General features: G+C 64.1%; 12 protein-coding genes. 4 read left to right on the top strand and 8 right to left on the bottom strand.

Annotated elements, in window-relative coordinates; translation table 11 throughout:
- Positions 1-3: 3 nt before the first annotated feature.
- The 5 genes from ACVWY3_RS17235 to ACVWY3_RS17215 form a co-directional block, all read right to left on the bottom strand.
- Positions 4-579, bottom strand: coding sequence for an N-acetyltransferase family protein (locus ACVWY3_RS17235; RefSeq protein WP_456839525.1), 576 nt, complete (start codon positions 577-579; stop codon positions 4-6).
- A 6-nt stretch (positions 580-585) separates the two neighbouring features.
- Complete coding sequence (locus tag ACVWY3_RS17230) at positions 586-2,943, bottom strand: Orn/Lys/Arg family decarboxylase (RefSeq protein ID WP_456839524.1); 2,358 nt, start codon at positions 2,941-2,943, stop codon at positions 586-588.
- Positions 2,944-3,028: 85 nt separating this feature from the next.
- Positions 3,029-3,880, bottom strand: coding sequence for a cupin domain-containing protein (locus tag ACVWY3_RS17225; RefSeq protein ID WP_456839523.1), 852 nt, complete (start codon positions 3,878-3,880; stop codon positions 3,029-3,031).
- Entirely contained in the window at positions 3,871-4,215 is a 345-nt protein-coding gene (locus tag ACVWY3_RS17220; RefSeq protein ID WP_456839522.1) for a hypothetical protein, read from the bottom strand. Before ACVWY3_RS17220 ends, ACVWY3_RS17225 begins: the two co-directional genes overlap by 10 nt.
- 206 nt (positions 4,216-4,421) lie before the next feature.
- Positions 4,422-4,901, bottom strand: a complete 480-nt coding sequence (locus ACVWY3_RS17215; RefSeq protein ID WP_456839521.1) for an Lrp/AsnC family transcriptional regulator — start codon at positions 4,899-4,901, stop codon at positions 4,422-4,424.
- 143 nt (positions 4,902-5,044) lie between these two features.
- On the opposite strand from ACVWY3_RS17215, the gene ald reads away from it, so the two are divergent.
- On the top strand, positions 5,045-6,160 hold the full coding sequence (gene ald / locus ACVWY3_RS17210; RefSeq protein ID WP_456843388.1) for an alanine dehydrogenase: 1,116 nt from the start codon (positions 5,045-5,047) through the stop codon (positions 6,158-6,160).
- 8 nt (positions 6,161-6,168) lie between these two features.
- On the opposite strand, the gene ACVWY3_RS17205 is transcribed toward ald, so the two are convergent.
- From ACVWY3_RS17205 to ACVWY3_RS17195, 3 genes are read right to left on the bottom strand one after another with little or no spacing between them, the layout of a single operon-like run.
- The gene (locus ACVWY3_RS17205; RefSeq protein WP_456839520.1) at positions 6,169-8,079 is read right to left on the bottom strand and encodes a flavin-containing monooxygenase; all 1,911 of its coding nucleotides are present in this window, start codon (positions 8,077-8,079) and stop codon (positions 6,169-6,171) included.
- Positions 8,076-8,711 carry a TetR/AcrR family transcriptional regulator gene (locus ACVWY3_RS17200; RefSeq protein ID WP_456839519.1) on the bottom strand — a complete coding sequence of 212 codons (636 nt, stop codon included), beginning with the start codon at positions 8,709-8,711 and terminating at the stop codon, positions 8,076-8,078. Before ACVWY3_RS17200 ends, ACVWY3_RS17205 begins: the two co-directional genes overlap by 4 nt.
- Positions 8,708-10,201, bottom strand: a complete 1,494-nt coding sequence (locus tag ACVWY3_RS17195) for an AMP-binding protein (protein WP_456839518.1) — start codon at positions 10,199-10,201, stop codon at positions 8,708-8,710. The genes ACVWY3_RS17200 and ACVWY3_RS17195 overlap by 4 nt, the downstream gene beginning before the upstream one ends.
- 169 nt (positions 10,202-10,370) lie before the next feature.
- Between ACVWY3_RS17195 and ACVWY3_RS17190 the strand changes: the two genes are divergently transcribed.
- The 3 genes from ACVWY3_RS17190 (at position 10,371) to ACVWY3_RS17180 (ending at position 13,638) form a co-directional block, all read left to right on the top strand.
- Complete coding sequence (locus tag ACVWY3_RS17190; RefSeq protein WP_456839517.1) at positions 10,371-11,630, top strand: ABC transporter substrate-binding protein; 1,260 nt, start codon at positions 10,371-10,373, stop codon at positions 11,628-11,630.
- A gap of 89 nt (positions 11,631-11,719) precedes the next feature.
- Complete coding sequence (locus tag ACVWY3_RS17185) at positions 11,720-12,622, top strand: branched-chain amino acid ABC transporter permease (protein WP_456839516.1); 903 nt, start codon at positions 11,720-11,722, stop codon at positions 12,620-12,622.
- Entirely contained in the window at positions 12,619-13,638 is a 1,020-nt protein-coding gene (locus tag ACVWY3_RS17180; protein ID WP_456839515.1) for a branched-chain amino acid ABC transporter permease, read from the top strand. Before ACVWY3_RS17185 ends, ACVWY3_RS17180 begins: the two co-directional genes overlap by 4 nt.
- Positions 13,639-13,759: the final 121 nt, after the last annotated feature.

Genomic DNA, 13,759 nt, shown 5'->3' with positions numbered 1-13,759 from the left:
GGTTTAGCGTCCAGGTGCCGTGACCGCTGGCGGCGAGGTTGCGCCCGCGCCGAGCGAGCGCTGCACCATGACGGTGTCGGACCAGCGGCCGTGGCGATAGGCGACGCCGCAGAGCAGGCCGGCGCGCGCGAAGCCAAACTTCTCGTGCAGTGCCAGCGAGGGCGCATTGTCGGCATCGATATAGCCGATCATCTGGCGGAAGCCAGCCGCAGCGCAGGCGTTGATCAATTCCCCGAGCAAGAGCCGCCCGACCCCGCGGCCGAGATGCTCGTGGTGGACGTAGATCGAGTGCTTGGCGGTGTAGCGATAGGCCGGCCGCTTGCGGAACAGCACCGCATAGGCATAGCCAACCACCTCGCCGCGAAAGGTCGCGACAAGGTGCGGCAGGCGGGTCTGCTTCAGGTTCTTGCGGCGATCGCGCAAATCGTCAGGCTCGGGCGCACCGGTTCCCTCGACGTCGCGCGGTACGCCGTTGCGGACGTGATGGCGATAGATCGCCAGCATCGCCTCGACATCGCTCTCGCGTGACGGCCTGACCAGGACAGGCTCGTCACTCGCGCGCACAGCTGTCTCGTTCATCGGCACCTACTCGGCAACGACGTAAGTATAGAGACCGATGCGGCCCCGCGCATCGATCTCCTTGTAGACGCCCTGGATTTCCACGTCGAATCCCGGGAAAGTGTTGAAGCAGGTCTCGAACATCTTGAGATAATCCACCATAGGCTTGGCCCGTTCCGTCAGCCGCTCGCCGGGCACGATGGTGGCGATGCCGGGCGGGTAGACCACGAAGGGCGTGGTGGCGATGCGGCCCGCGATCGCCTCGATCGGCAGATAATCCACATCGTTCTTGAACAAATAGCGCGCAGCATCACGGGGCGACATCGCGATCTCAGGCATATGCTCGGGCATGAACTGGCGGGCCTGGAGCGCGCTGACGTCGGCGGCGCGGAAGAAGCGGTGCATGTCGGCGCAGAGGTCGCGCAGCCGCACGCCGGCATAGCGCGCCTGGCGCCGCTGGTAGAACTCCGGGATGACCTCGGCCAGCAGCGCATTGTCGTCATGCAGCTTCTTGAAGGCGACGAGGCCGGAGATCAGCGTGCCGGCCTTGCTCGCCTCGACGCCGGGGGTGAGCAGGAAGAGCAGGGAGTTGAGGTCGTTCTTCTCGGGGACGATGCGGTTCTCGCGCAGATATTGTGCGAGGACGGGCGCGGGGATGCCGTGGTCGGCATAGGCACCGGTCGCGCGGTCGAAGCCGGGGGTGAGGAGCGTCAGCTTGTTCGGGTCGGTAATGGCGAAGCCTTCAGTAAGATTGGGGAAGCCGTGCCAGTTTGTATCGGGCGAGAGCTGCCAGAGCGCGGGATTGGTGGCGAGCTCGTCGGTGGAGAGCGACTCCCAGGCGACGTTATGCGCGGTGCCGGGCCGGCCGACGTCGGGAATGGCGACGCGATCCGGCACGAAGGGTTCGAAGAACCAGCGCCGATCCGGATTCTGCTCGTTCTCCTCGAACTCCCGGCGCATCGCGCGGACTTTCTTGCGCAGCTCGATGCCGAGGCGGATCGTGTCGTCCCACAGCACCTCGCCGGATCGACCCTTCATCATCTGCGCGCCGACGTCGAGCGAGGCGAACAGCGGGTAGAAGGGCGAGGTCGAGGCGTGCTGCATGAAGCTTTCGTTGAAGCGGCGGTGCTCGACACGACGCTTCTGGCCGCGGATGTGGCGGTCCTTGATGTGGATCTGCGAGGCCTGCGAGAAGCTCGCGAGCTGCTTGTGGGTCGACTGCGTCGCGATGATGCCGGGCGCCTCAGGAGGGAGGTTCGACAGCCCCATGGCAAAGCGGCCGGCATAGAGCGGATGGAATTTCATGAAGCCGGCCCAGGCCTCGTCGAACAGGATGTATTCGCAGAGATGGCCGATGCGCTTCAGGATCATCTCGGCGCTGTGGATCGAGCCATCATAGGTACACTGCTCGACCACGGCGACGCGGAACGGCCGCTCCTTGCGCCACGCGTCGCTGTCGGTCACCAACGGATGGTTGCGGATCGCCTCGCGCAAGGCCTTCTCATCGAGCATGTCCCACCGCATCGGGCCGATTAGGCCCCAGGCGTTGCGGACGCTGGGGACATAGACCGGGATGCCCCCATTGATCATCAGCGCGCCGTGATGGGCGGCCTTGTGGTTGTTGCGATCGAACAGCACGAGGTCGCCGTCGGTAACGAGGGCGCCGAGCGCGACCTTGTTCGAGGTTGAGGTGCCGTTGAGAACGAAATAGGTTTTTTCCGCGCCGAAGATCTGCGCGGCTTCCTTCTGCGCTTTCAGCGCCGGTCCCTCATGGGTGAGGAGGTCCCCGAGATCGAGGACCGAATTGTCGAGGTCGTCACGGAACACGGATTCGCCGAGATGCTCGACGAAGACCCGGCCGATCGGGCTGCGGTTGTAGAACACGCCGCCGTTGTGCCCCGGGCAGGTCCAGAGCTGGTTGCCTTCCTCGGCATAGTCGACGAGGGCACCGAAGAACGGTGTCTTCAGGGTCTCGGCATATTGCTTGAGCCGGCTGATCAGGTTCCTGGCGATGAAGGTCGGCGTCTCCTCGGACAGGAAGACGTAGCCGTCGATGAAGTCGAGCACCTCGACCGGCAGGTCCTCGAAGCGCTTGCGCCGGATCAAGAGAATGATCGGGAAGTCGAGGCCGCGGCGCCGCATCAGGTTGATCAGGGCCGACGTCCTGCCTTCCAGGCCCTTCTTGCCCCAGTCCACCACCATGCAGCCGATCGCGGCATCGGTCTGTACCGCGATCTCGGCGTCTTCCAGCTTGCGTGCCCGGACCACCTCGAAGCCGGAGCGCTGGATCTCCTCGATGATCTGGTTGAAGCGGAGGCCCTCGAGGTCGTCGGCGTCGAATGCAGGTGCGGCGAACAGGAAGTTGAAGCGTTTGAAATAGTCCATGGCGTGTCCCGAATGTGCGAGACGGACAGGTCTCTGCACATTCGATGACAGTTATATGACGGCGGCTTGCGCGCGACGAACCCGGTCAGTTCGCGGCGGCGATGATCATGCGCTTTCGTCCGAAATTCGCCACGGCTGCCTCAGGAACACCGAAATTGTTGGCCAGCAGGTGGCGCGGCGCCTTGGCCAGCCAGTCGCCGAGGCTGCTTTCGTGATAGGTGCCGCTGTCGAGCACGCCGACGACCTCGGCGTCCTCGTTGCCGATGTTCTGGATCGAGTGTCCGCAATTGGCGGGGACGTAGGCGCATTCGCCGGACGAGAGTTCTGCGATCGCAACACGCTTGTCGAATGCGAACAGCGTCACGCGCGTGCGCCCCTTCAGCACGTAGTGCCATTCATTGGCATCGGTGTGCCAATGCGGCTCGTGCATCGCGCCGGGTTTGAGCTTCAGCACCGTCCCTGTCATGGTGCTCGACACCGGAAACTCCTTGGCCGAGGCGACGTAGAGCTGGCCGCCGGCCGTGCTCACCCGCGGCTTCTGCGACGTCAGCGGGAAACGGTGGGTGCGGTCGCGGTCGAGCGCGCGGGCGACTTTCGCCTGCGGACCATCGAGCGCCAGCACCTCGCCCTGCATGATGTAGGTTTCGGCCTTCGGATTGGCGCCAAAGATATCGGTGGAGACACCCAATGCCTGCGACAGCGTCGGGGCGTCGTAGCGGCTCATCCAGTCGCTGATCCCGAACGTACCATGCTCGGAATAGAGCCCATCATCGAAGGCGAGGATGGCGTGACAGGGGGCAGACCCCAGCGTCTGGATGGCGTGGCTGTGGCCTTTCGGGAAGAACCAGAGATCGCCGGGCGCGAGATTGACGATCTCGAGCTGGCCTTCGGGATCGACCACCGTCACCTGGCAATGGCCGTCGACGACTAGGCCCACTCGGCGGAATTGTGCCAATGCATTTCCCGGGCGCCGCCGGCATTGACGAACAGATGCGCGCCGGCAATGCCGGTCGCGAGCGGGAGGGTGCGGGTCGTGACCTCGCGCGCCCAGCCTCCGGAGGTGGCCTTGATCGGACCCTTGTCGAGTGAGGCCGTGAACACGACGGGATCGCCGGACTTGCGCGGGATCGTCTTCAGGAAGTCCGTCGCCGGAGCGACATCGTAGCCCGCGGCATGTCCATCGGGAGCCGCGATCGCGGATTTGGCAGCGCCGAGGATGCCGGCACCGAAGGCAACAGATTGAATGAAGAGACGGCGGCTGGATTCGAACATCGAAGACCCCAATATCAGATGGTTGCATGAAACGGACCCGCGAAGCCTCTACGCCTCGCGCGCCATCATCTGGGTCTGATGAACCCGCCCGCTGCGCCTCAACCATTGGGTTGAGACGGCGCCTCAATTATCTTTGATTGAGCAATGAAAACGACTGTGAAGCGGTGCGCTTGACAGCACGATCCGCGCCGCGGGCGGCGATTCAGCTAGCGCTTGGCTTCGCCGAACACCACCGTCGGCACGGCGCGGTTGACGATTTCGCGGAGCGCGAAGCTCGATTGCACCCGCGCCACGCGCGGCAGGCGCGACAGCTCGGTGCGATGGATGCGCTCGAAATCCTGGATGTCGCGGGCGAGCACAATCAGGATGTAGTCGTCGGTCCCCGACATCAGGAAGCAGCGCACAACCGAAGGGCATTTCACCACCTCGGCCTCGAACGCCTTCAGCGCCTCGTCGCTTTGGCTCTCGAGCGCGATGCGGACCAGCACGGTGGTGGTGAGGCCGAACTGGTTAAGATCGAGCGCGGCCTGGTAGGCCTGGATGTATCCGTCGTCCTCAAGGGCTTTCTGACGACGCGCCAGCGCCGTGCTGGAGAGCCCGATCTTGTTGGCGAGCTCGGCGTGGCTCGCCCGCGCATTGGTGGTGAGTTCCGCGAGGATAGCGAGATCTTTCCGGTCGAGGGCCAAGGTTTTGTTTCCGGCGTGAAAGGGCGCTTCCGCGCCGGAAACCGGCGCGCAAGCAGCCAAACTAGCGGATAATTGCACGAAACCAAACCGCCCCCGTCGCTACGATCAACAACGGAATCAATGCGATGGCGAGGGAGCTCAAGATGCGCGTCGGTGTGCCCAAGGAGATCAAGGTACAGGAATATCGCGTCGGGCTCACTCCGGGTGCGGTCCGTGAATATGTCGCGGCCGGACATCAGGTCGCGGTCGAGACCGGTGCCGGCAGCGGCATCGGCGCGTCGGACGAGGTGTACGAGCGGGCAGGGGCTGCCATTGCCGCGAGCGCGCGCGACATCTTCGCCACGTCCGACATGATCGTGAAGGTGAAAGAGCCGCAGGTAAGCGAGTGGGTCCAGCTCCGCGAAGGCCAGATTCTGTTTACTTTCCTGCATCTTGCGCCGGATCCCGAACAGGCCAAGGGTTTGCTTGCGTCCGGCTGTAGTGCGATCGCCTATGAAACCGTCACCGACGCGGCCGGTCACCTCCCCCTGCTGGCGCCGATGAGCGAAGTCGCCGGCCGCCTCGCGATCGAGGCCGCTGGCGCCGCGCTCAAGCGGTCGGCGGGCGGCCGCGGATTGCTGCTCGGCGGTGTGCCCGGCGTACAGCCGGCGCGCGTCGTCGTGCTCGGCGGCGGCGTCGTGGGAACGCAGGCGGCGCGCATGGCCGCCGGCCTCGGCGCGGAAGTCACCGTGATCGACCGTTCGATTCCACGTCTGCGCGAGCTCGATGATCTCTTTGTCGGACGGGTCCGCACCCGTTTCTCGACGATCGAGTCGGTCGAGGATGAAGTGTTCGCCGCGGACGTCGTGATCGGCGCGGTGCTGGTGCCGGGGGCCAGCGCGCCAAAACTCGTCACGCGCGCAATGCTGAAATCCATGAAGCCGGGCGCCGTGCTGGTCGACGTCGCGATCGACCAGGGCGGCTGCTTCGAGACCTCGCACCCGACGACGCATACCGATCCGACCTACGAGGTCGACGGCGTCGTGCACTATTGCGTTGCCAATATGCCGGGTGCGGTGCCGGTGACGTCGAGCCAGGCGCTGAACAACGCGACGCTGCCGTTCGGCCTGATGCTCGCGAGCAAGGGCTTTGCCGCGGTGCTGGAGAACCCGCATCTGCGCAACGGTCTGAACGTGCATCGTGGCCGGATCACCAACAAGGCCGTGGCGGAGAGCCTTGGGCTGGACTTTGCGCCTGTCGGGAGTGGGCTCGCCGCCTGAGTAGCGACTTACCCCTTCGTCCGCCGGTACTGCTCCAGATCCGGATCATGCGTCATGCGCCAGTAATCGACGAACCGCCACGGCATCGCCGAGAACACGCGACCGCTCGCGTTGCGATAGTAGGTACTCATGCCCGGATGGGTCCAGATCATGGCCTCGTGCTCGGCATCGACTTTACGAACATAGTCGTCGAGCACGTCTGGGCGAACGTCGATCGCGGCTATATCGTGCTCGATCATCTCGGCGAGACAGGCGGAGATGTAGCGGCTCTGGCATTCCGACTGGAAGATGACGCTGCCGCCGTGCGCAGGACCTGAGTTCGGGCCGAGCATGCAGAAGAAGTTGGGAAAATCAGGCACCGTGAGGCCGAGGAATGCGGTCGGATTGTCGTTGGCCCAGGCCTCGCGCAGATTCTTGCCACCGCGGCCTATGATGTTGAGGCGCGCCGCCATCTCCGTGACCTTGAAGCCGGTAGCGACGACGATGACGTCAGCGTGGCGATGCTTGCCGTCGGCGGTGATGATGCCGGTTTCGTCGAAATGGTCGATCGTGTCGGTGACGAGCTCGACATTGTCCCGCCTCAGGGTCTTGAACCAGTTGTTGTCGAGCAGGATGCGCTTGCCATAGGGCGGATAGGTCGGCACGCATTTCTCGATCAGGTCCGGCCGTCCCTGCAGTTCCGACAGGATGAAGTCAGTCAGCTCCTGGCGGTGCCGGTCATTGCCCTTGTTGACGGCGCGCTCGGGATGCGGCCAGGCCGGGTCCTTGCGCAGGAATGGCAACAGGCCGTCGCCATAGCGCCAGAACATGTTGAAGCGGTACCACTGCACATAGAACGGCAGATGCGCGAGCAGCCAGCGCGCGCCTTTGCTGATCGGATCGGAATAACCCTTCACCGGACGCGCCCATTGAGCGCTGCGTTGATAGACCGTGACCGAGGCGACGCGGCCCGCGATCGACGGCACCAGCTGCATCGAGGTCGCGCCGGTGCCGATCACGGCGACATGCTTGCCGTCGACATTGATGTCGCCGGACCACAGCGCCGAATGCAGGATCGTGCCCTTGAAGGTCTCTTCGCCCTTGAAATGCGCGCGCGAGGGATCGTTGAGCTGGCCGATGGCCGAAACCAGCGCGGTGGATTCGAAGGTCTCTTCGCCGTCTCTCGTCTTCAGCGTAGAGACCCAGCGCTTCTTGCCTTCGTCCCAGCGCGAGGAGGTCAGCTCCGTGTTGACCCGCAGATGCTTGCGGATGCCGAATTCGTCCGCGACCTTGAGCAGATAGCCGAGCAGCTCCTCGCGCTGGCAGAAATAGCGCGTCCAGGCATTGCCCGAGCCGAACGAGTAGGAATAGGAATGGTTCGGCGTATCCACGCCGCAGCCGGGATAGCGGTTGATCCACCAGGTGCCGCCGAGCTCGGCGTTCTTCTCGACGATGGTGTAGGGGATGCCGAGATGGCCGAGCGCTACGCCGAGCGCGATGGCGCAGACGCCGGCGCCGACGATCAGGACGTGCTGCCCCGCAAGCTTCTCGTCCGCGGGTCTCTTGGTCCAGCGTGCCTCGCGCGGCACAAAACCCATCTCCTCGCGCATCAGGGGCGCATATTCCGGCGCAACATTCTCGCCAAGGCAGGCGCGCATCATCCTGAGCAGCAGCTCTTCGCCGGGATCGGTGATGACGGGTTTTGGCGTCCCGCCGGCAAACAGCTCGACCACGGCGGCGCGGATCTCGTCCTGGATATTGCGGGGCACGCCGGCCTCGGGATCGGGGATGAGGCGGATGTCGCGCTTGGGCAGATACGGCGGCTCCAGCCATTTCTTGTCGCCGGTCATGTGCACCAGCACCATCAGCAGGCAGCGGATGTCGGCTTCGGCGATGGCCGAGGCGAGGTCGAGCGGCTTGTGGGAAGATGCGATGTTCATGGCGTGTCACCGGAGGCAGTGAAGAGGCCACGCGTCATCAGCTTGCGATAGGCGGAGATAACGTGGTCGGGCACGGTGGTGACGCCGCCTTCCGAATAGGAGTAGCGGCGGCTGAGATAGCCGCGCGAGCCCATCAGCATGTGGACGATGGCTTCGAATTCCTCGTCGCTGTAGTCGTGAATCGCGCCTGCTGCGCGTGCGCGACGCAAGATGCGCACATAGGCCGTCGAGATGTTGTCGAGGTGCTTCTGATAGCCTGTGGGCGCGAAGAATTCGGCCTCGTTGAGGATGCGCAAGAATTCCGGCACCTCGCGGATGAAGTCGAAGAAGGCGGAGAAGCGCGAAATTTCCTGCCGCGCCGCGTCCGCCGTGCCGGTCCGGGCGCGGATGAACTCGACCATGTCGAGTCCGATCTTCGGCAAGAGCTGGTCGAGCAGCTCCTGCCGGTTCTCGAAATGGTTGTAGAAGGTGCCCTGCGCGACGCCGGCCTCTTCCGTGATGCGGGCGACCGAGGCTTCGGCGTAGCCATATTTGCCGACGACCTTGGTCGCAGCGTCAAATATCTTCTGCTTGGTCCAGGCATTGCGCTCGACGCGGTTCAGCTTGGTCACCTTGGCGTTCGCTTGCGTCATTCAGACGTCTCCAGCTCGGCGCGCAGCACGCGCTTGAGGATCTTTCCGCTCGGATTGCGCGGCAAGCTGTCACGGATGATCAGCTGTTTCGGCACCTTGAAGCTCGCCAGTCGCGCGCGGCAGTGTTCGGTGAGGGCAGGAAGCCCAAGACTCGCGCCTTCCGTCAGCACGACGATGGCGACGGGACGCTCGCCCCAGCGCGGATCGCGCAGGCCGATCACGGCGACCTCGCGCACCTCGGGCAAGTCGTAGATGACGCGCTCGACCTCGGAGGAGGAGACATTTTCGCCGCCGGAGATGATCATGTCCTTCTTGCGGTCGGTCAGGTAGAGAAAGCCCTGATCGTCGAGATAGCCGACATCGCCGCTGCGGAACCAGTCGCCGAAAAAGGCGGAGGCGGTCTTCTCCGGATCCTTCCAATAGCCACGCGTGATCTTGGGGCCGCGCAGGCAAATCTCGCCATTGAAGTTCGGCGGCAGCGCCTTGCCGTCCTCGTCGCGGATCTCGATCTCGACATGGGCGATGGCGCGGCCTGTCGAGCCGATCTTCTCGATCTCGCGGCCCGCTTCCATAAAGGTGTCGCCGCCCATGGTCTCGGTGAGGCCATAGGCGTCGATGTAGCGCGCATTGCGGAAGAATTCCGAGAAGGCGCGGATGCGCAGCTCCGGCGTCTTCTCGCCGCCGCCGATCGCCCATCGCAGGCTCGACACGTCGTGGCGATCGCGGGTCGGGCAGGTGAGCATTGCGGTGGTCATGACAGGCGCGAACCAGGCGGCGTTGAGCTTGTCCTCGGCGATCGCGGCGAGCGCCGTTTCGGGCTCGAAGTTTCGCTCGATGCGGATGAAGCCGCCGTGCCAGAGCACGGCGATGCCGGGCAGGTCGAGCGCGCCGACGTGATAGAGCGGGCCGACGACGAGCAGACGCACGTCGGCGCTGAGGCCGAGCGCGATCGTCTGGTCGGCCGACTTCCAGTAGAAATTATCGTAAGAAAGCATCACGCCTTTGGGGCGATCGGTCGTGCCCGAGGTGTACATCAGCCGCATCAGGTCGGATGGCGCGCGGACGTTCATGGATACAGGTGCCGCGTCGCGCGCGAGATGCGTGACGCTTTGTTGCGCGGCCTCGCTCAGAACGACGGTCTTTGCGCCCGCTGCGTTCGCAACCAATTCTTCATCGATGATCAATAGCCGCGCGCCGGCATTGCCGGCGATATAGCCGATCTCGTCGCGGGAGAGGCGAAAATTGATCGGCAGGAACACCGCGCCGAGATGGCTGGTCGCAAACACCAGCTCCAGGAACGCCGCGCTGTTCTTCATCAGCACGGCGACGACGTCGCCGGCTCCGATGCCTTGCGAGGCGAGCCAGCCTGCGGCTTGCCCGATGCGCGCATCGAGCGCCGCGTAGGAGATCACCTCGCCGCGATATTTCAGCGCGGGCCGGTCCGGCGTTCGCCGGGCATGAAAGGCGATGAAGCTCGAAAGGTTGATCATGCTGCGGTTTCGGGCCGATTGGTGGCCACGTTTCCTCCCATTCTGAATTCTGACTCATAATTCATGTTTGTCTTGACGTCACCCCCTGCCTCTGAAATTGTTGGGAACACGGAGACGAGACGATCTTCGACAAGGGACTGGAACGCCGACCCGAAAGAGGGAGGGGAAAATGAAGAGAACCCGCACGCCGGGCGTCAGCCGCCGTTCAACACTGGCGCTGATGGGCGCCGGTGTGATGAGTGTTGCCGCGCCGTGGGTGGCGCGCGCCCAAGCCAAGACCATCAAGATCGGCATGCCGACGATCTTGTCGGGCCGCGTCGCGCAGCTCGGCACATCGTCGCGCAATGCGGTGATGCTCGAGGTCGAGAAGGTCAACGCCGCCGGCGGTCTTGCCGGCCGACAGATCGAGATGGTGATCCGCGACTCCAAGGGCCAGCCGCAGGAAGCAGCCCGCGTCGCGCGCGAGCTCGTCAACACCGATGGTTGCGAGCTGCTGATCGATGCCGAAGCCTCCTCCGGCGCCTTCGCGGTGCATGAGGTCGCGCGCGATCTCGGCGTGTTCTGCGTCCACACCAATTCGGAAACGTCGTCGCTGACCGCCGATCCCAAGCAGCACATTCCGAATGCCTTCCGCACCGCGCGACAGGGCGTGCACGATTCTATCGTCGGCGGCAGCTATGCCGCGGCGATCGCAAAGGCGAAGGGCTTGAAGAAATGGGCGACCTGCTCGCCCGACTACGCCTATGGCCGCGACACCACGGCGGAGTTCACGCTGTACCTCAAGCGCTTTGCGCCCGAGGTCGAGATCATCAGCGAGTCCTGGCCGAAGCTGTTTCAGCCCGACTATACCGAGGTGGTCACCAAGATCCTGCAGGCCAAACCGCAAGCGCTCTATTCCTGCTTGTGGGGCGGCGATCTGACCTCCTACATTGACCAGGCCAACATCTACGCGATGTTCGGCCAGATGGAGGTGTTCGCGGTTAACATGGCCGACTACACCGCGCTCACCGTGGTGAAGAACCTGCCCAAGGGCATCCACTCCGGCAACCGCTACATCAAGACGTTCCCGGCCACGCCGGAGAATGCCGCCTGGGGCGACGCCTACAAGGCCAAGTACAATGAATACCCGACCAACTGGTCCTGGGAGAACGCCACTGCCATCATGCTGATGGCGGAAGCCGCGAAGAAGTCGAACTCCGCCGACGGCAAGAAGATCGCGGAGGCGCTGAAAGGCCTCACAATCAAATGCCCGTTCGGCGCCGACGGCACCGTGACGATGCGCGGCGACGACCACACGCTGGTCGGCTACGCCATCGGCTGGGGCACCACGATTCCGCAGGAGCCTTATGTCCCGGAGGTCAAGGCCGGCGACTGGAAGACCATCTTCGAGTTAGAGGCCGAGTGGAAGAAGAGCAAGGGTTACAACTGATGTGATGTGCGGCGGAGGCGGGTGACTTCCTCCGCCGTTTTCGTCTGGCTTTCGCGCCACATCGGGCGCGCCGCAATGAAAGTGCTCCCGTGGACCTCGATGCGCTCACCGGCTGCCTCTCCAGCTCCGCCTGCCTGGTGACGCAAACCACCAGCGGGCTCATCATCGGCATGCTGCTGTTCCTGGTCGCGGTCGGATTGACCCTGATTTTCGGCGTGCTCAAGGTCGTCAATTTCAGCCACGGCGCCTTCTATATGTTCGGCGCATATTTCGCGATGACGGCCAATCAGCTCACCGGCAGTTTTGCGCTGGCGATGCTGGCCGGCGCGGCAGGCACCGCCATTCTCGGACTGATCTTCGAGCGCGTCTTCATGAGCCGCGTCTACGGCGCCGACGTTTTGATGCAGCTCCTCGTCTGCTACGCCTTCGTGCTGATCTTCGACGACGTCGTGCGCATCATCTGGGGGCCGGAGTTCAAGTCGATGGGCATGCCGTCCGCGTTCCAGGTGATGCCGCTGTTCATCGCCGGCGGCGTGGTGCCGCCCTATTATCTCTTGCTGATCGGCGTCGCGCTGCTCGCGGCGATCGTGCTCGGCATCGGGCTGTCGCGCAGCCGCATCGGCAAGGTGATCCGCGCCGCAGCACATAATCCCGGGATGGTCTCCGCGTTGGGCATCAACACCGGCCTGATCTATGGCGGCGTGTTCGCGCTCGGCGGCATGTTGGCGGGGCTCGCGGGCGCGCTGGCTGCGCCCGTGCGTTCGCTGACGCCCGGCATGGGATTTTCGGTGCTGATCGAATCCTTCATCGTCACCGTGATCGGTGGCATGGGCTCGATCCTGGGTGCGCTGATCGGAGCGCTGCTGCTCGGGCTGATCCGCTCGTTCGGCTCGCTCGGTTTTCCCCTGTTCACGGAAGGCCTGATGTATCTGTTCATGGTGATCGTGCTGGTCTCGAAACCCACCGGCTTGTTCGGCAAGGAGGCAGCATGACCGAGCTGGAGGCCGGACGCGCGCAAACGCTAGCGCCAGTGCGAAGCGGCTCGGCGCTTCATCGCTACCGCGACGTGCTGATCGCGCTGGCCGCCTTTGCCGTGCTGGCGAGCCTGCCGCTGTTCACGGGCAGCAAGGCGCTGCTCGATTTCGTGATCCGCTGCTCGGCGTACGGCCTGTTCGCGACCTCGCTCAATCTGCTGGTCGGCTACACCGGCCTGACCTCGTTCGGACACGGCATGTTCTTCGGCCTTGGCGCATACAGTTTCGGCCTGATCATGCAGAAGCTCGGCGTGCCGATCCCCGTGGCTTTCGTCGCGACACTCGCAATCACCGCGGTGATCGCCGCCATCATCGGCGCGATCTGCGTGCGGTTGAAAGAGATCTACTTCGCCTTCGTCACGCTCGCGTTCCAGATGCTGATCCACTCGACTATTTTGTCTTGGGCGTCTTTCACCGGCGGTGATCAGGGCTTGCGTGGCGGCATCCCGCGCCCGGTTTTCCTCGGCATCGATCTCGCCAACCACGTCCACCTCTATATCGCGAGCTGCGCGCTGCTGATCCTCGGTCTGCTCGCGATGCGCCAGATCGCGCAATCGCCGTTCGGCTACACACTGCGCATGATCCGCGACAACGCCACGCGCGCGAGCTTCCTCGGCATCGACGTCTGGCGCGCAAAACTCACCGTCTTTGTGCTGGCGGCGCTGTTCGCGTCGATGGGCGGCATGGTGATGGCGCTGTTCGTCTCCGGCGCCTATCCCGAGTTCGCCTACTGGACGATCTCGGGCGAGGGCATTTTCATCAACATGCTCGGCGGCGTCTCGACGTTCCTGGGGCCGATGGTCGGCACCGTGCTGCTGCTCCTCCTCAACGACACCGTCACGCGCTTCACCGAATATCACGGCATCGTGCTCGGCATGGTCATCCTGTTCTTCGCGCTGGGCCTGCGCAAAGGCCTGCTCGATTTCGTCGCCGAATGGTTCGCGCACCGGCGCGATGCAGGCGAGGGGCGCTAGCATGCCTGGAGTGTTCAAGATGGAGTCATTCCGGGGCGCACGAAGTGCGAACCCGGAATCTCGAGATTCCGGGTCTGGCCCTGACGGACCATCCCGGAATGACGGGGCCAGGCGAAGGCCT

The organism is Bradyrhizobium sp. USDA 4486, assembly GCF_054057995.1.
Note: the sequence above shows the minus strand (reverse complement) of the source record. Positions and strands in the feature narration are given on the sequence as shown.

Coding starts and splice junctions, on each gene's coding strand:
- ACVWY3_RS17235 (WP_456839525.1), bottom strand. CDS start 579: ATGAACGAGACAGCTGTGCGCGCGAGTGACGAGCCTGTCCTGGTCAGG.
- ACVWY3_RS17230 (WP_456839524.1), bottom strand. CDS start 2,943: ATGGACTATTTCAAACGCTTCAACTTCCTGTTCGCCGCACCTGCATTC.
- ACVWY3_RS17220 (WP_456839522.1), bottom strand. CDS start 4,215: ATGTTCGAATCCAGCCGCCGTCTCTTCATTCAATCTGTTGCCTTCGGT.
- ald (WP_456843388.1), top strand. CDS start 5,045: ATGCGCGTCGGTGTGCCCAAGGAGATCAAGGTACAGGAATATCGCGTC.
- ACVWY3_RS17205 (WP_456839520.1), bottom strand. CDS start 8,079: ATGAACATCGCATCTTCCCACAAGCCGCTCGACCTCGCCTCGGCCATC.
- ACVWY3_RS17200 (WP_456839519.1), bottom strand. CDS start 8,711: ATGACGCAAGCGAACGCCAAGGTGACCAAGCTGAACCGCGTCGAGCGC.
- ACVWY3_RS17195 (WP_456839518.1), bottom strand. CDS start 10,201: ATGATCAACCTTTCGAGCTTCATCGCCTTTCATGCCCGGCGAACGCCG.
- ACVWY3_RS17190 (WP_456839517.1), top strand. CDS start 10,371: ATGAAGAGAACCCGCACGCCGGGCGTCAGCCGCCGTTCAACACTGGCG.
- ACVWY3_RS17180 (WP_456839515.1), top strand. CDS start 12,619: ATGACCGAGCTGGAGGCCGGACGCGCGCAAACGCTAGCGCCAGTGCGA.